18 protein-coding genes and 1 pseudogene are annotated in these 17,234 nt (G+C 46.0%); 10 read left to right on the top strand and 9 right to left on the bottom strand.

Annotated elements, in window-relative coordinates:
- Positions 1-227: 227 nt before the first annotated feature.
- Entirely contained in the window at positions 228-410 is a 183-nt protein-coding gene (locus tag GWP43_RS15080; protein WP_230977716.1) for a hypothetical protein, read from the bottom strand.
- 455 nt (positions 411-865) lie between these two features.
- Between GWP43_RS15080 and GWP43_RS12455 the strand changes: the two genes are divergently transcribed.
- Together GWP43_RS12455 and pheT are read left to right on the top strand one after the other, a co-directional pair.
- On the top strand, positions 866-1,543 hold the full coding sequence (locus tag GWP43_RS12455; protein ID WP_230977715.1) for a YoaK family protein: 678 nt from the start codon (positions 866-868) through the stop codon (positions 1,541-1,543).
- Positions 1,544-1,759: 216 nt separating this feature from the next.
- Entirely contained in the window at positions 1,760-3,502 is a 1,743-nt protein-coding gene (pheT, locus tag GWP43_RS12450) for a phenylalanine--tRNA ligase subunit beta (protein ID WP_162664415.1), read from the top strand.
- Here pheT and GWP43_RS12445 read toward each other — a convergent pair.
- The 8 genes from GWP43_RS12445 to GWP43_RS12410 all read right to left on the bottom strand — a co-directional run bounded on the left by GWP43_RS12445 (position 3,499) and on the right by GWP43_RS12410 (position 11,969).
- On the bottom strand, positions 3,499-4,998 hold the full coding sequence (locus GWP43_RS12445; RefSeq protein WP_230977714.1) for a hypothetical protein: 1,500 nt from the start codon (positions 4,996-4,998) through the stop codon (positions 3,499-3,501). The two genes, pheT and GWP43_RS12445, sit on opposite strands and share 4 nt — an antisense overlap.
- Positions 4,910-6,076 carry a hypothetical protein gene (locus tag GWP43_RS12440; protein ID WP_230977713.1) on the bottom strand — a complete coding sequence of 389 codons (1,167 nt, stop codon included), beginning with the start codon at positions 6,074-6,076 and terminating at the stop codon, positions 4,910-4,912. Before GWP43_RS12440 ends, GWP43_RS12445 begins: the two co-directional genes overlap by 89 nt.
- A 77-nt stretch (positions 6,077-6,153) precedes the next feature.
- Positions 6,154-6,813, bottom strand: coding sequence for a sulfate/molybdate ABC transporter ATP-binding protein (locus GWP43_RS12435; protein ID WP_162664414.1), 660 nt, complete (start codon positions 6,811-6,813; stop codon positions 6,154-6,156).
- Positions 6,810-7,469, bottom strand: coding sequence for a molybdate ABC transporter permease subunit (gene modB, locus GWP43_RS12430; protein ID WP_162664413.1), 660 nt, complete (start codon positions 7,467-7,469; stop codon positions 6,810-6,812). Before modB ends, GWP43_RS12435 begins: the two co-directional genes overlap by 4 nt.
- Before the next feature lie 60 nt (positions 7,470-7,529).
- Positions 7,530-8,318, bottom strand: a complete 789-nt coding sequence (gene modA, locus GWP43_RS12425) for a molybdate ABC transporter substrate-binding protein (RefSeq protein WP_162664412.1) — start codon at positions 8,316-8,318, stop codon at positions 7,530-7,532.
- Between the two features lie 130 nt (positions 8,319-8,448).
- Positions 8,449-8,970, bottom strand: a complete 522-nt coding sequence (locus GWP43_RS12420; RefSeq protein WP_162664411.1) for a MogA/MoaB family molybdenum cofactor biosynthesis protein — start codon at positions 8,968-8,970, stop codon at positions 8,449-8,451.
- Positions 8,961-9,938: a molybdopterin-binding protein gene (locus tag GWP43_RS12415; protein WP_162664410.1), complete on the bottom strand. Its 978-nt coding sequence runs from the start codon at positions 9,936-9,938 to the stop codon at positions 8,961-8,963. Before GWP43_RS12415 ends, GWP43_RS12420 begins: the two co-directional genes overlap by 10 nt.
- Before the next feature lie 12 nt (positions 9,939-9,950).
- On the bottom strand, positions 9,951-11,969 hold the full coding sequence (locus GWP43_RS12410) for a DUF4139 domain-containing protein (RefSeq protein WP_162664409.1): 2,019 nt from the start codon (positions 11,967-11,969) through the stop codon (positions 9,951-9,953).
- Between the two features lie 538 nt (positions 11,970-12,507).
- Here GWP43_RS12410 and tuf point away from each other — a divergent pair.
- The 8 genes and pseudogenes from tuf to rplV all read left to right on the top strand — a co-directional run bounded on the left by tuf (position 12,508) and on the right by rplV (position 17,234).
- Entirely contained in the window at positions 12,508-13,695 is a 1,188-nt protein-coding gene (gene tuf / locus GWP43_RS12405; protein ID WP_162664408.1) for an elongation factor Tu, read from the top strand.
- Between the two features lie 59 nt (positions 13,696-13,754).
- Positions 13,755-14,063 (top strand): 30S ribosomal protein S10, encoded by a 309-nt coding sequence (gene rpsJ / locus GWP43_RS12400; RefSeq protein ID WP_162664407.1) that lies wholly within the window; start codon positions 13,755-13,757, stop codon positions 14,061-14,063.
- A gap of 73 nt (positions 14,064-14,136) precedes the next feature.
- Positions 14,137-14,763, top strand: a complete 627-nt coding sequence (rplC, locus tag GWP43_RS12395; protein ID WP_162664406.1) for a 50S ribosomal protein L3 — start codon at positions 14,137-14,139, stop codon at positions 14,761-14,763.
- A 15-nt stretch (positions 14,764-14,778) separates the two neighbouring features.
- The gene (rplD, locus tag GWP43_RS12390; RefSeq protein ID WP_162664405.1) at positions 14,779-15,417 is read left to right on the top strand and encodes a 50S ribosomal protein L4; all 639 of its coding nucleotides are present in this window, start codon (positions 14,779-14,781) and stop codon (positions 15,415-15,417) included.
- Positions 15,417-15,701 carry a 50S ribosomal protein L23 gene (locus tag GWP43_RS12385; protein WP_006188372.1) on the top strand — a complete coding sequence of 95 codons (285 nt, stop codon included), beginning with the start codon at positions 15,417-15,419 and terminating at the stop codon, positions 15,699-15,701. The genes rplD and GWP43_RS12385 overlap by 1 nt, the downstream gene beginning before the upstream one ends.
- Before the next feature lie 33 nt (positions 15,702-15,734).
- Complete coding sequence (gene rplB, locus GWP43_RS12380) at positions 15,735-16,556, top strand: 50S ribosomal protein L2 (protein WP_162664404.1); 822 nt, start codon at positions 15,735-15,737, stop codon at positions 16,554-16,556.
- A gap of 10 nt (positions 16,557-16,566) precedes the next feature.
- Positions 16,567-16,857 carry a 30S ribosomal protein S19 gene (gene rpsS / locus GWP43_RS12375; RefSeq protein WP_016522594.1) on the top strand — a complete coding sequence of 97 codons (291 nt, stop codon included), beginning with the start codon at positions 16,567-16,569 and terminating at the stop codon, positions 16,855-16,857.
- A 9-nt stretch (positions 16,858-16,866) separates the two neighbouring features.
- Positions 16,867-17,234, top strand: a pseudogene (gene rplV / locus GWP43_RS12370) (50S ribosomal protein L22).

The raw sequence follows: 17,234 nt of genomic DNA, 5'->3' as shown, positions 1-17,234 counted from the left end.
TTGGCAGAGGAAAGGTCGATATCAGCATCAGCCGTTTCCGAACTCAAATCAAAATCAAGATCATCGAATGCTTGATCTGCAAATGTTTCCAATGACACTCGCAACGCTTGGTGTGAACCCGAATCTTTATCGACAGCCTCAGCAGAAAGATTTTTTATCTTCGTCAAGGACCAATTTTAATTCTATTGTTGGTTCTCCGGCTGTCTTCTCTTGAATATCTTCAACAATCAGCGAACCGATATACAAGGGATCAGAAGTATCATCCTCTTTTTTTTGAACAAATTAATTTGTACACTCCGTTGATTATCGCGTACCGTAGTTAATTCAAGCGTTTCAGAGGCTGATGCATCGTCGTCCATAATGGGAAGAAACATTCCATCTGCGAGTTTTATGCCTATTTTAGCTGCCATTACACTACTCCTTCTATTAAAACCTTACTTTTATAGTATCGGCGTATCTTGGTCAAGACAAAAGGAAATTCCTTTTGAAATATGCGGGTATCTCCTTCGTTGCTTCGAAAAAATTAATCCTCAACGTATCAAAGATACGCCTGCGGTTAATTTTTTCTCGCGCCTCGGATATACCTCGCCTATTTCAAAAGGCTTACGGCAAATGGTATTTCAGAACCGCCACGGAGGGCGGTGGTTCCACGCAGAAGCGACGTTTTTGCGCCGCAAAAACTCGCGTCCAGAAGTGTACACGGATGTACACTTCTGGACAGGCTATTTCAAAAGGCTTACGGAAGGGGTTCTCTGTTTCTATGACATCTGTTTCTGCAACTGTTGACAGGTGATAAGTTTAGCCCTATCATACCTATACATTTTTAAAGATTTTGACTTTTAAAGACTTTTTAACGGATGTACAGGTGGATACGGTACAAATACAAGAAGAAAAACTGCATGACAATATTGTAATCGGCGTATGCCTCTCTTTGGTAGGAGGCTTCTTGGATGCTTACTCTTATCTATTAAAAGGTAAAGTATTTGCGAATGCGCAAACCGGTAATGTTGTGCTACTATTTATCTCAGTTGCTAGTTGGGAACCTCATAAAGCCCTTAAATATATCATACCCATTGTTACGTTTGCGATCGGTATATTTATCTCAGAATTTTTTAAAAATAAGCATTATGTTAAAAATTATGCACGGATGGTTATGGTATTAGTATTTGAATTATTGGTTATTGCTACAATCGGATTAATCGGTTCTTACTTCCGACATGATATTATTAATTCCGTTATTTCTTTTATTGCAGCGCTACAGGTTGCCAACTTCGATAAGGTTGACGGCAATCCGATAGCAACCACAATGATTACCGGCAACTTAAAAAGCTGCATGATAAATTTTGCAAAGTATCGAACAACAAAAGATATAAAATACCTGCACTCGTGCTTTAAATACTTTCTCATCATTGCAAGTTTCGGCATTGGCGTTTCATTTGGATTTATTGCCATAAAATACTATGCGGAGAAATCGATTTTATTGTGTGAGCTCTTTATTCTTATCGCATTTATAATGTTACAAAGAGAGGAACGGCTTGCGTAGAGCAAAAAGCGGCTGCTTGAAAATACGATAATGACCTCTAAAAGCTCGGTTATATTTTTAGAGGTGCCCGATAACCAATCTCGTACTATTCTTGTCAAACAGAAGCATATTGCATATACTCTTTCAATATTATTATATGTGAATTGTTTCAGAGGCATTGTGAACCGTGTGTTTTAGCATTTGCCTCAGCTCAGTCATATTAAAAAAGGATAGACTATGCCCAAGATCGATGTAAATGAACAGCTTTTTTTCAATTTATTAGGAAAAAAATACGATTATTCCCCCGAATTTGAACACTTATTAAGCTCTGCAAAGGCGGAGCTGGACGAAGCTCCTTCCGCAGCAGCACCGCAAGATGAACGCATTATAAAAATTGAATTAAACGATACCAACCGTCCCGACCTGTGGTCAACAGCGGGGCTTGCTCGCCTTTTGCGTATGCACACGGGAGGTGCTTCAAACAAAGCTCGGTATCAAGCATTTTTATCGACATTGAGCGAGCGGAAGGATTCCGGAAAACGGATAGTAACCGTAGACCCCGAATTACAGCATATCCGCCCCTTTATGACGGCGTTTGTCATTTCGGGTAAGCCCATCGACGATGCTATGCTGAAAGATATTATCCAAACACAGGAAAAACTGTGCTGGAACTTCGGCCGAAAACGCCGTTCCGTGTCGATGGGAGTGTACCGCAGTGAACTGATCAATTGGCCGGTACACTACCGCGCTGTTGACCCACACACAACCTCGTTTAGACCGCTCGGATTCGACACCGAAATGACGTGTGAGCGCATTATCACCGAACACCCGAAAGGCAAGGAATACGGCTGGATACTCAAAGATATGAAGAAGGTACCGCTCTTATCGGATTCAAAGGGCGGTGTGCTTTCAATGGCGCCGATTATCAACAGTGCGGAGATCGGCGCGGTACAGCCGGGGGATGCCGACCTGTTGGTTGAGCTGACCGGTACCGATATGCCCTCTCTGCTGCTTGCAACCAACATTGTTGCCTGCGATTTTTCCGATGCGGGATACACGATTTTACCGGTCAGCGTAGAATATCCGTATGACACGGGCTTCGGTAAGACGATTACTACGCCGCTTTACTTCCAAGAGCCGACAAAGACGACGGTTCATGCCGTCAATAAGCTCCTCGGAACGGAGCTTTCGGCGCAGGACATTGTGGAAGCGTTAGAGCGTATGGACAACACCGTTACCGTCGAGGGGGATTGTCTGTCGCTGATGCCGCCTGCATACCGGAACGACTTTTTACACGAAGTGGATATTATCGAAGACGTGATGATGGGTAAAACCGTCGAGTTCTTTGAGCCGGAAACGCCGCGGGAATTTACCATCGGGCGGCTCTCTCCGGTTACCCAGCTGAGCAGAAAGATTAAAAGTTTGATGGTCGGCTTCGGCTATCAAGAGATGATTTTTAACTATCTCGGCTCAAAAAAGGACTACATCGACCGCATGAATATAGACGGAACGGGGGTAATCGAAATTGCAAACCCCATGTCGGAAAACTATCAGTTTGTCCGCCCGTCCATCATTCCGTCGCTCTTATCCGCAGAAACGGTTTCGGGAAATGCGGTCTATCCGCACCGTATCTTTGAAACGGGGAAAATCGCGTACCTTGCTCCCGAAGAAAATACCGGTACGCGCACCCGCCAAAGCCTCGGTTTTCTGACCGTAAACCAAGATGCCAACTTTAACGAAGCCGCCAGCCTTGTCGCCGGTTTATTGTACTATCTGCAAATGGACTACAACGTATGTGAAACGCACGACCCGCGCTTTATCGAAGGGCGACAGGCGGGGGTTCTTGCCGATGGGAAACAAATCGGCATTTTCGGCGAATTGCATCCGCAAGTGTTAGAAAACTGGTCTGTTACCGTTCCGGCCTTTGCGGGAGAGCTCGATATCGAAAGTATCCTTGGTCATCTGAAGAAGAACTCTTAGGTTTCCGAGCGCTGACCGATAAAAAGGAAGCACATTCCGATAAAACAGAGTGTGTATGCAAGTAATAGCAGTAACGGCGATAGGCTATAAGATACGTCGGTAAGCAGGGCAATTACGAGGCGGGCACAATACCGTCCTGCCTCTACAAATCCGGTTGCTGCTACAAAAAAGAGCGGAAAAGCCAGCGCCCATGAATGCTTAAATTGACGGTGCGGCGGGATACGGAAGCGCCACGCCAATACTAGCATATAAATTGAAACAATCAAAATCAGAAAAACATCGCTGATCCTTGCTAATAGTTCCCGATGGTATATTTGCCCAGGGAAGCCGTATTGCCCTCCCCGCTGGCGGAAGGCGTACAGCTGCGGCAACGTCATGGTCTTTTCACCCTCATTAGCTGCAATAATAAGTTCAAAATCGCTATAAGAAAACGGCAGTCTTAAAGATGTCTGCCGCTCAATCGGCATTGTTCCTTCCAGAACGATAGGTTTTAGCACTACTTTATCGCGCTGTTTATCCACGGCTTGGAATAGCATACGGAGCATGGGCTCTCCTTCTGCGCTCTCAATCGGAATAAGTTTGATGAAAGGAATCCGCGACCGATAAAGAATCTTACCGTCGGTGGTGTATTGTGTAAGTTCACAATTCCTTCCATATATTTCCTTAATATTGTTGTTGGTGATATAAGAAAGACCTTCTATTGTTATCTGTGCCGGTGCTCTCGTACCCGAGGCCGGAGCGGTAAAATGAATATTCCGTGCTGTTTCAAAAAGCGGCAGAGAGGCTGTTTCATCAATAAAGAAAACTTCTTCCAACACTTTTTTTCGGGTAATGTCTATAAAACGGTCTATATCGGGGTCTCTTTTGAGCGGATTGTTTTGCTCAAGCATACGCTGTGCATTTACAAATTGGTAATATGCTTTGATGTAGTTCCCCTGCTGGATCATCTCGTATCCGGCTTTTTTTGCTTGGTATAAACGTATATCAAATTCAGCAGTAAGATCGGCAATTCCCTTTTCTATCTGGTTCCATGCTTGTGCTGCCAGTCGTAAGGCTTCTTCACGATAGGGCTCATTTTCGGTGCTGAGTTGGTATGCCCGCATGGCATAATAATGCGCGGTGTAAAAATCATATTTATTCATAAATCGCTTGCTGATAAACAATGCGCCTTCCGCTGTCAGATTTTCAGGGTCGGCACTCTCAGAAGCAGTCTCGCTGATATTGTTTCGCTTGTGATCGGCCACGTATGCTTCATGCAATACTTTAGCTTTATCAAAAAGCTGTAACGCGTCGGGGTTGTTTTTCCAAATCCCTAGGGCAGCCTTCACATTATCGTACGCTTTTTCGGCATCCCCGTTACGTAATGAGATATCGGTCTCTTTTATAAAATCGTAGTAATCATGTGTTTTAAAGTCGCTGTAGCGTCGATAGTCCATCAGCAATGGCGATACTATTTCTATAAAGATGATATAAATAGTAACACACGAAAAAAGCATAATAAATGCATCCTTTAAGTAACGAAGTAATATGTCGGAAAACCTCGGTACGGTATTTTGACCGCAAGTACCGAAGATGACGGCATATCCTATCAATACGGCGGAAACCAGTAAGCTTGGCATAATTCGTATAAATAAGATTCCTGTTTCCGCTAATCTCCGGCTTAACAAAAAACTGAGGCAGTACATCGATCTTTTTGAAAAAAAACACATATATAAGGCAGCAGCCAAGTCCGATCACAAAGTGGATAAGAACAGACAGCCACCCTTTTAACATCTCAGGCATTTTTATGCAGCGCTCCTTTTTTTGGTCTTTGAATATATTAGCAGTATTTTTTAAAACGCCTATAGAATGGAACACTACGGCAACAACGCACAAAACGAGTGGAATCCCGTATATGCTGTTTTCCGAATTTGTTATATGGAGATTAAAGAGCGTGGTTCGGAATCCTTCCAGCTGCATATAGGGGTATACGAGCAACAAACAACCGGAAAGGAGAAGTAAGAAAAGAAGGTTGAACAGATTCCATCGTGTTATGATGCATGCAAACCAAAATGAGCTAACGCAGAAAAAAAGCGCACCTGTGAACAAAAGGTATGTTGTAAAATATAACGTATAGGCAGTATATACATCAGAAAAGAGGCTGCCGGAACCTTGCTGTAATAAAGCCAGAAATAACGGTTTGCTTGTAAAAGCGGCCAACGCTTTGTCGATGGGTGCCGTTGTTTTGTAGGCTGCTATTGCTTTCTCGATGACGGAAAACTGCGCATAACAGATCGGTGCAATAACCGTTACGGTAAATATCAAACACACAAGAAACAGCGTAAGTGCTACGCTCAGCTTTGCAGGGTGTCTCATCAAGAATGTATACACTCCGATAATGGCCATCATTACCGCGAATGGGAGTACGTAACACGCCTTTTGTGCCATGCAGAGGAGCAGCAACCCCGCCGATTCTGATGCAAATGGAACGGCCATTTCATAGCGCAAGGCTATTCCACCAAAAAAGGCAAAGATAACAACCGCGCTTAAAAGGCTTAAGAAAAAAACGCCGGGAACCAGTAAAGCATTCTTCATAGGTATCCTTAGAGTAACACGTTATAGATACAATCTCAAGGGTACCTTTTGAAATCAACGGTACAGATGCCTTATTGTTAAACGATCTGTTGCGTTTGTTCGGTCGTGATCCTGCCGTTTTTGATGAACAGTGAGCGGGTGCAGTACCGTTCAACCTCATCTTTATTGTGCGAAACAAAGAGGACGGGGCACGCGGCGCGTTCGAGCGTTGCTTTTAAATCTTCGTGGAGGGAATCTTTCAGTTCATTATCGAGGGCGGAAAACGGTTCATCCAACATAATCAGCGTTGGGGCGGCGGCGAGGAGACGCGCAAGGGCAACCCGCTGCTGCTGTCCGCCCGAAAGCTCCTTCGGATAGCGTCCTTCAAAGGGGGTGATGTGCAAAAGCTCCAGAAACTGGTTGGCAATTTCTTTTTTACGATTCCGGTCTTTTATTCCGCAGCAAATGTTTTCTCGCACGGTCATATACGGAAAAAGCGCATACGACTGAAACATGTAACCGGCGTTCCGCTCCCGTACCGGTACATTGATTTTCCGCTCGGAATCGAAAAGGACATGATCGTTTAAGACAATTCTGCCTGAATCGGGTGTTAGAATACCGGCAATGGATTTCAGCGTCATAGATTTTCCGCCGCCCGATTCTCCGAGTAAGCCGACAATTTCCCCCTGCGCGGCTGAAAGACTTACATCAAGGGTAAAACCTTTCATTTTTTTTACAATCAATGCTTCAAGCTTCATACCCGTTTTTCCCTCGAAAACATATTCATGATAAAGAGTGCCGCGCATGAAACCGCGGTAATCACGCCGACCCATACCCACGCCGTGTGCATATCGCCTCCCGCGGTCGCAAAGTAAATAGCCATCGGGATGGTTTGAGTACGGCCGGGGATATTTCCGGCAACCAGCAGCGTTGCGCCGAATTCTCCGAGCGAGCGGGCAAAGCTCAAAGCAAGCCCTGCAAGGATGCCCGGCCATGCTTCCGGCAGCATAATGCGGATAAAGATGGAAAGCTCGCTCATGCCGAGGGTGCGCGCCGCCCACACGTGATCCTCATTTACTTGTTCCAGCGCACCCTTTGCTCCCTTATACATCAGCGGGAAGGAAACCACGATCGAAGCGATAACCGTTGCCTGCCATGTAAATATGAGTGAAATTCCTGCTTTTGCGAGCAGCATACCGAGTGGGCTGTTTCTTCCGAATATGACGAGTAGGAAAAAGCCCAGTACCGTCGGCGGCAATACCATCGGCAAGGTAAAAAGCACATCGATAAGAACGAGTAATTTACCGCGGATATTTAAACAGAGCCGCGCCGCCGCCGTTCCCAGTATGAATACGAAAATCCCGGAAAGGATGGCTGCGCGCAGCGAGATAAAAAGCGGCGCGTAGTCAAACATAGTGTAGGTAATCCTTGAGTATCAGTCCGGTTTCAGCCGAACTGATATAAACAATGAAAGTTACTTGGAAATGACGGTGAATCCGTAACGTGCAAAGACTTCTTTTGCCGCGTCGGAGAACAGGAAGTCTACAAACTTCTGCGCTTCGGCCGCATGAGCGCTTGCCTTTACGACACCGATCGGATAGATAACTTTTTTATGGCTGCCTTCGGGAGCGGTGGAACAGATGGTAACATCCTTGCTGATCTCCGCATCGGTTTCGTATACGACGCCTGCATCAACGTTGCCTGTTTCTACCCACGAAAGGACTTCGCGGACATCTTTTGCAAAGATAAGCTTGGAAGCAACCTTATCGGTAAGGCCAAGATTTTGAAAAATCTGTTCGGTATACTGCCCGACCGGTACGGATTTCGGTTCGCCGACGCCGATTTTCTTTACGGAGCTTTTGGCGAGGTCTTCAAAGAAATCAAGGGCAGCTGCGTTTTTGGGGGTAATCAGAACAACTTTATTTTCAAGGATGTTCTTTACACTTGAATCGATCATCATCCCCTTTTCCTTGAGCGCATTCATCTGCTTAATACCGGCGGAAAAGAAAACATCTGCCGGAGCGCCCTGTTCAATCTGCTGCTGCAAGGCTCCCGATGCACCGAAATTCGCGGTAATAGTTACCTGCGGATTTTTTCCGGTGTACATAGCCGAAAGATCCTGAATGCAGTTTTTCAGGCTGGCTGCCGCCGAAATCATAATTTCCGTCTTTTTGGCAGGGGCGGCATTTTCTTTGCTACCTCCCGCACAGAGCGGGGCTAGTATGATGCTGCCGATAAGCAGCGCTACAACGGTTTTCTTCATAAGATACTCCTTATGTATGTTGATTTATCAGCTTTGCTGATGAGTAGTCAAGCATCTCTATGCCGAAGGTTATGAAGTAATTCTAACCCAAGTTTTAGAGACGACCTAACATAAGATTTTTGGAAATGCTCTATGCTTTGGCTGCGACGCAATCCTGCGTGCCGCCGGTAAGCATCAAAAGTGCGTGATCCAAAGCGGGCAAAATGTAGGAAAGATTTTCCTTTACCGCTTTGGGACTTCCGGGAAGGTTGATAATCAGCGTGCGTTTTCGTATGCCCGCAATACCGCGGGAAAGCATTCCGTGCGGTGTTATCTTCATGCTTTCCGCACGCATTGCTTCGGGAATACCGGGGACGGCGCGGTCGATAACCGCAGCGGTCGCTTCGGGGGTTATATCGCGGGGAGCGAGTCCGGTGCCGCCTGTTGTAACGATAAGGTCGGCGCTGCCTTCATCGGCTATATTCGCCATTGTCTTCTGCAGCGCTTCGTACTCATCGGGGAGCATTACCGTAGCGGTAATCTCATATCCTTGACCGGTGAGCATTTCGGCTATTATAGGGCTGCTTGCATCTTCGCGCAAGCCCTGAAAGCAGCGGTCGGATGCACAGATAATAGCCGCTCTATACCGGACGGTGCTGCCGGTTACGGGCATAAGCCGCCCTCTCCCAGCAGCGCAATATCTTCAACGGTAATGGGTTCGCGGGCAAGGATACGCGGCAACAGCCGATCGAAGACGGTGCGCTTGGCATACATCACACAGCCGGGAAGTCCTGCGATAGGAATATCGCCCGCATAGGCCAACAGCATCATTGCGCCGGGGAGGACGGGAGCTCCGTAGCTGACTATGCGCGCGCCGCTTGCGCGGATGGCGGCGGGGGTTTTATCATCGGGGTCGACACTCATACCGCCCGTGCAGAGTACCATCTGGGAACCTGCCTGTATGGCCTTTTGTATCTCTGCCGTGATGGTTTCTACATCATCTCCGGTATTCACGGTTTTCAATGTTTCCACGCCATATTCCGCCAGCTTTGCCTGTACGACCGGCGCAAAGGTATCTTTAATAACTCCTGTTAGAACTTCGTGCCCCGTTACCAGAATCGTACAGGTTTTGATGCTGTAAGGGATGATAGACATCAGCGGATTGGCGGCATCGGCGATTGCAGCTACCTCAGCCATTTTTTCCTTTTCGATCAAGAGCGGAATAACCCGCATTCCTGCCGCCGTCTGTCCTTTTTTAAGCGGCACATAATTGCGTTGTGTTGCAATCATCACCTTACCGAGCTTGTTGATTGCAAAAAGCCGGTCGGTGTCGATTTTAAGCATCCCGTCAACCGTTGCCTTCAGCTCAATCTTGCCTTCCTTGGGGGAGGTCTTTTCCAGATTTGCTCCCATCGCCGCTGCAGCAAGAACTTCAGCCCCCTCATCTTCATGCAGCAGGTTTTCAGTCTTTTCCCAGACAAACAGGTGTTCCTTACCCATCGAGCGGAGCACCGGAATGTCCTCCTCTGTAACGATATGCCCCTTTCTAAACCGAGCGTCTTTCGACACCCCTACGATAATCTGGGTCAGGTCGTGGCACAATACGTGTCCGACCGCCTCGGAAAGCGGTATTTCTTTCACTACGATGCTCCTTTATTCGATCCTGATATTCTTTACGAATGCGGCAAATTTTTGCTGTGCGTTGGTGAGCTGCTCCGTTGCGGTTGTGATGTCTGTTTTCAGCTCGTCCAGTTCGGTTTCGAGCTTGAGCAGCTTGGTTAAGAACGCTCTACCCTGCTGACTTTCAGAACCGACCGCCTCAAGATTCCTACGTACACGGTCTTGTTCCTTTCCGATTTCCGTCTGACGATCCTGCAAAGTCTTTAGGGCTTTTTCCGCCGCAGAAACCTTTTCTTTCTCCGTTATAATAGACGCAAATGCCTTCCGTACTTTTTCGGGAATTTCGGCATTGGTCGTGTAGGAAATGAATGTATTTGAATTCATATCGAATATTTTTTGAGTTGATTGATAGGTGCGAGCTTCTTCTACTTTTAGCTCGGTACCGGTATTGCCTGCAGCTTTAAACTTAAACCGATATTTGTTTGCAGTCGTTTCCGCAAGAGCTTGTTTTGATGTCAGCTCAAACCCTGCGTTCTTTGCGTGTTCAACAATAACGGTTCTCTCTTTTTTATTGGCATTTCGTATCAAATAAATCGTGCTTTGGACTTGCCGGTACGACGTTGTCATCACTCCGTCAGCCATCTTTATGGTTTCAATCGTCCTTGTGGAATCGGCTCGCTTTGAACCGGTTACTTCGATATCGTCTCCGTAAGCAATCAGGCGTTTTTCGGCTTCGGGTAAAAACTCCAAAAGAGCATCACCTGAGTATTCCCCCCCGTCAAGAACTGTAATGGAGCCGGCAGGCAGTTTTAAGCCTGATGTGTTTTCAATACTGATACAGAACTTAGGATTAACACGCTCGTTATATGGAATGGATGAAAACACCGAATACTTTTCTGCAGGAAGAGTGGCAAGGGTAAGGGGAATCATCGTGCTTTGCTGCCGCTCAAGTGTAATCGGTTTTGACGGCGTAAAGGCAAACATTTCTCCCGCATTACCGGCTTCAGCTTGATTTTCAAAATAGGCCGAAGTATTTTTTTCCTCTAAGTCTTGATACTCCGCTTCATCATACGCTTCAGATGCATACCTAGACGCTTCCTTTTTCATCATCATCGACCGTTTTTCTGCGAGAGGCATAGCTGCGGCATATTCGACAGCCGTATCAGCCGAGGCAAATGTTTCTGCTTTCGCGGCTTGTGCAATTGCAAGCGGCACTTCGGGGCGATACGTATAGTAGGGGGCATAGAGGTTTTGCGTAAAACCGACCGGCCTTCCCGTTGTGAGGGTAAGCGTAATATTCTTCCAGTCGAGGTCGGTTGAATTGTCGATAATCGCCCATGCCTGAAACGCCGCTTTATCGGTACCCATGTCGAGCCGATAACTTGCTTTCCATACCGGCGCTTCCATAACATAAGAAAGACCGATTTTCCGTTCACCTTGCGCATCGATTTTAATGTCCAGTTTTTTGCGGTTCTTTGCCGAAGCGTCGAGGATAAGCGCCAAAGCGGTATTTAAATCTTCATTTCGTCTGGCATCGGTAAATTTAAAGGATTGAATGTCTGAAAAGGCGATAAGGTGGATGCCGTCTTTCGCTGCAAGCGAAATAAAGAAAGAGTCCGTTTCTTTTGAGCTGTTTTTATCGACGCTCAAAATCTTTCCGGTAATTTGATGAGGTGTAAACAGTTCCACTTCGGCGCCCTTTTGCGCTTTTAAAATATCGTAGAGTGTTGTAGCGGCGGAAAGGTCGATTTTTAAACTTTCCAGCGTTTTCCTCAGCGTGTCCTCGGACTGATAATTGACGGCTAAACTTTTTGCGCCGGGATCCGTTACAACAAGCGATTTCAGCACATCGTTAATTTGAGCGGGTGAAAACAAGAGCGCTATATTCCCCGAACCGGTTACCGTCCCTTCATGTACATAGTGCGCAACGCCCGATGAGTACAACGTTACCTTTTTAAGCGGAATATCGTCCGCACTAAAGTTTTTCGCAGGTTCGGCTGTGATGCCGACTATACAAGCAGCAGATAAAATCATAGAAATCATATTCTTCATGAAAGCTCCCTTATTCATATTTTGATTATACTAACCGATGGGGAAAAATGAAAGGGCGCACGGCAATCCCCTCTTGTAATTTATAGAAATGCGCGTATATTTTTAAAAGCCCTTGACATTTCTAACTTGAAATAGTATAGTCGCGCTATTCAATTGGATAAACAGGTGAATACTGTTTGTCCGGTATTCTTTAAGAGTTTTCCGGTGCCGTAAAGCCTTTTTAGGCAGGTTTCCGTGTTAACGCTTTTCGAAAGCGTTAAGGGCTGTGGCCTATTACTCTGCAGGATGCCAAACCAGTCATCGGAATGGATTCTGATGATGATCAGGTGGATCCGAATAAGGCTTGTCGAATTGCTATGACGAGCTTACGCAACACGTCTTTTACAACGGTGTTTACTGTCTGATTATTCCTCATTCTATTCTTTTCTGTATTTGGCATCCGGTTTATAACATTTTTTCATTTTCAATATGGAAATGGTCTCGCTGTTTGATGGGCGGGGTTTTTGTTAGTTGCCTATTGTCTGTTAGGAGGATTTACATGGCAAAGGAAAAGTTCGAGAGAACAAAAGTTCACATGAATGTTGGTACCATCGGTCACGTTGACCATGGTAAGACAACTCTTTCGGCAGCGATCACTACTTATTGTGCGAAAAAGTATGGTGATAAGCTTCTTAAATATGATGAGATTGATAATGCGCCGGAGGAAAAGGCTCGTGGTATTACTATTAATACTCGTCACTTGGAGTACCAGTCCGACAAGCGTCACTACGCACACATCGACTGTCCCGGACACGCCGACTATGTTAAGAACATGATTACCGGCGCTGCTCAGATGGATGGTGCAATCCTTGTTGTTTCTGCTCCGGACTCGGTTATGCCTCAGACTAAAGAGCATATCCTGCTTGCTCGTCAGGTTGGTGTTCCTTCTATTATCGTTTTCCTTAATAAGGTTGATCTTGTTGACGATCCTGAGCTTATTGAATTGGTAGAAGAAGAAGTTCGTGAAACCCTTGAGTCTTACGGCTTTCCGCGTGACACGCCGATTATCAAAGGGTCTGCATTCAAGGCCTTGGCTGACGGCGCTTCTGTTGAAGATACTGCTTGTATCGAAGAATTGCTGAAGACGATGGATAGCTATTTTGCTGATCCTGTTCGTGATGATGCGAAGCCGTTCTTGATGCCGATTGAAGATATCTTTACGATTTCCGGACGCGGTACTGTTGTTACCGGGCGTATCGAACGCGGTGTCATCAATCTTAACGAAGAAGTTGAAATTGTCGGTATTAAGCCGACGAAGAAAACTGTTGTTACCGGTATCGAAATGTTCAACAAGCTGCTTGATCAAGGTATGGCTGGTGATAACGTCGGTCTCTTGCTTCGCGGTATTGATAAGAAAGAGGTTGAAAGAGGTCAGGTATTGGCTAAGCCGGGTACCATTCAGCCCCATACTAAGTTTGAAGCGCAAATTTACGTTCTTTCCAAGGATGAGGGCGGTCGTCACAGCCCGTTCTTTACAGGTTATCGTCCGCAGTTCTATTTTAGAACAACCGATATTACCGGAACCGTTACACTGCCTCAAGGCGTTGATATGGTTAAGCCGGGTGATAACACCAAGATTATCGGTGAGCTGATTCATCCTATCGCTATGGATAAGGGTTTGAAGCTTGCTATTCGTGAAGGCGGCCGGACTATCGCCTCCGGACAGGTTACGGAGATTTTAGCGTAATAAAAAACAGGGCGGTCGGGTAGGCGCTATTCGGCCGCTTGTTTTTGTACGGAGGAAATATGGCTAAGGAAAAGATTCGCGTTAAACTTCGCGGATTTGATGTTGAGTTGGTTGATCAAAGTTCTAAAGCAATTGTACAGGCAGTACAGAAAGTTGGAGCAAAGGTGTTGAGGCCTATTCCGCTCCCTACGCGCATTAATAAGTTTACTGTGCTTCGTTCTCCGCACGTAAATAAAAAGTCGCGCGAACAGTTCGAAATGCGGACGCATAAACGGTTGATCGATATTATTGAACCTTCTGCGGATGTGATGAATGCTTTAATGGCGTTGGAGCTTTCGGCAGGGGTTGACGTAGAAATTAAACAATAAAAGAACGGTAGACGGCATTTAATCAGGATGTGCGTACCGGAGAAGCGATAAGTTTCTCAAGGAGTTGTGAGTTATGGTTGGTCTGATTGGTAAAAAAATCGGCATGACCCAGTTGTTTGATGACGAGGGGCGGCTGACACCTGTTACCGTTTTGCAAGTAGTGCCGAATACGGTGGTCGCGGTAAAAGATGCGGATCATTTCGGTTATGAAGCGGTTGTATTAGGAGCGGGTGAATTAAAAGAAGGACGTGTTTCAAAGGTGTATGCGAATCAATTTGCAGAAGGTGTTGCTCCTGTCCGTCTTTTAAAAGAATTTAGAGGTTTTGATAAAGAAGTTACCGTTGGTGCAAAAATCGGTGTCGAAGTTTTGGAATCTGTCCGGTATCTTGATATTACCGCGATTTCAAAGGGAAAGGGCTTTCAGGGTGTTGTAAAGCGCTATGGTTTCGGCGGTGGACGTGCTTCTCACGGTTCAAAGTTTCACCGTGAGCCCGGTTCGACAGGGCAGTGCACCAGTCCGGGGCGATCGTTTAAAAACGTTAAAATGCCCGGTCACATGGGTGCCGAACGAGTAACGGTACAGAATTTGCGGATTGAAAAAATAGATCCCGAATTGGGCGTCGTTATGGTACGTGGTTCCGTTCCCGGTAAAAAGGATGCGGTTGTGTTCCTTAAATCCGCTGTAAAACGGGAAAGATAACGGCAGGAGAAGAGAATGGAAAAGAAAGTCTATTCGATTGATGGTAAGGAATTGCGGACAATTGAACTTAACGATGCGGTGTTCGGTTTGCCTGTGAATGAAGATGTCATTTACTATGCCATTACAAATGAATTAGCAAATATGCGTGTCGGTACGGCGTGTACAAAAGGCCGTGCTGAGGTAAACGGTTCTAATGCAAAGCCGTATAAGCAGAAGGGTACGGGGCGTGCGCGCCGTGGTGATAAAAAATCACCGCTTCTGATCGGCGGCGGTACGATTTTCGGGCCGAAGCCGCGTGATTACAGCTATGCAATTCCGAAAAAAGCAAAGCGGTTGGCGATGAAATCTATTTTGAGCTTGAAAGCTCAGGATGAAGACCGTCTTGTTGTTATAGAAGATTTTACGGTTGAAACCGGTAAAACGAAAGATCTGGTGAAGATATTGCAGGCATTTGTTCAGGATGAGCGCACGGTGCTTGTTTTGAAAGATGATGATGCAATGTTGAAGCGTGCCGGAAAAAATATTCCTACGCTGTCGTTTTTAACGTATAACCGTTTGCGTGCGCACGATCTGTTTTATGGACGGAAAGTGCTGATGCTTGAGTCTGCTGCAAAAAATCTTTCGAGTTTTTATGCGGTCGAGGGGGCTGAGTAATGCAATATACTGATGTTATTATAGCGCCTGTGCTTACGGAAAAATCAAACGAAATGCGTGAGCAGCGTAAATATGTTTTTAAGGTGGATCCGCGCTCTACAAAGGTGCAGATTAAGGAAGCAGTACGGAAGCTTTTTAATGTGAAAGTGCTTAATTGTGCTGTTGTAAACGTCGACGGAAAAATGCGTCGAGTTCGCTATCGGGCAGGTAAGACTGCAAGCTGGAAAAAAGCTATTGTGACGCTTGCTGAAGGCGAATCGATTAAAGTTTTTGAAGGTGCATAACAGCACTTATCGCTGCTTTGAAGGGGAAGATAAATGGCTCTTAAATTATATAAGCCTATAACACCGGGTATGCGCGGTCGAATTGACTTGCTGCGTGATGAAATCACTGCGCAGAAACCTGAAAAAAGCCTTACAACCGGAAAAAAATCCAATGCAGGGCGGGATAGCCATGGGCGTATTTCCGTTCGGCATCAGGGCGGTGGACATAAGCGGAAGTATCGCGAGATCGATTTTAAACGCAATAAGTACGGTATTCCGGGTACGGTTCGAACTATCGAATATGATCCGAACCGTAGTGCAAATATCGCATTGATCTTTTACGCCGACGGCGAAAAACGATACATCCTTGCTCCCAAGGGCTTGAAGGTTGGACAAAAAATTATGAGCGGAACAATGGCTGCACTTGAGCTTGCGAATGCATTGCCGCTTGAATCCATACCGGTCGGTTTTACCGTCCATAATGTTGAGTTGACGCTGGGAAAGGGTGGGCAAATGGCTCGTTCCGCCGGTGCTGCTGCGCTCATTGCTGCAAAAGAAGGTGATTATGTAACGTTGCGCCTTCCTTCAGGTGAGACCCGCTTGGTGCATAAAAAATGCTATGCAACAATCGGTGAAGTTGGAAATGCCGATCACATGAATATCAATTTGGGAAAGGCGGGACGTGCTCGTTGGCGCGGTATTCGTCCTTCCGTACGCGGTATGGCTATGAACCCTGTCGATCACCCGCTTGGTGGTGGTGAAGGACGCGGAAAAGGACGTAATCCTGTTACTCCGTGGGGTCAGCCTTGTAAGGGATATAAAACCCGTAAGAAGAAGAATACTTCGGATCGGTTTATTGTTTCACGGCGGAAGTAGGGAGTAGAGAATGTCAAGATCTGTTAAAAAAGGCCCTTTTGTAGAAAAAAGCCTGTACAAAAAGGTTGTTGAAATGAGCAAGACGGGAGATCAGAAAACAAAAAAGATGGTTAAGTCTTACTCCCGATGCTCCACGATTATACCTGAAATGGTTGGTTTTACTATTTCGGTATACAACGGTAAATCATGGATCCCTGTGTATATCACAGAGGAATTTGTTGGACACAAGCTTGGCGAGTTTGCTCCCACCCGTATTTTCCGCGGGCATGGCGGCTCGGATAAAAAAGCGGCGAAAAAGTAGGTGGAAATAATGGCTGAAACAACTGCAAAAAACGGTTACCGCGCTACGATAAAGTATTTTATTGCTTCTCCGACAAAAGTTCGACCGGTTGCGAATGTGATTAAACGCAAGTCTTATGCCGATGCAATGGCGATCTTAGAGCACATACCCAATAAAGGAGCCGCGCTGATTTCACAGACGGTTAAGTCGGCTGCCTCGAATGCTTTGAACGGTAATAAAAAAACTGGATGAAGATATGCTCTATATTAAAGAGATCCGTATTGATGAAGGGACCGAGACTTAAGCGCTTATGGTGCCGCGGCCGCGGACGTGCGGATGTTCAATTAAAACGAATGTGTCACATTACGGTAATAGTTGACGAAAAGGCGGGAGCGTAA

Source organism: Treponema vincentii, assembly GCF_010365865.1.
Classification (GTDB): Bacteria; Spirochaetota; Spirochaetia; order Treponematales; family Treponemataceae; genus Treponema.
Note: the sequence above shows the minus strand (reverse complement) of the source record. Positions and strands in the feature narration are given on the sequence as shown.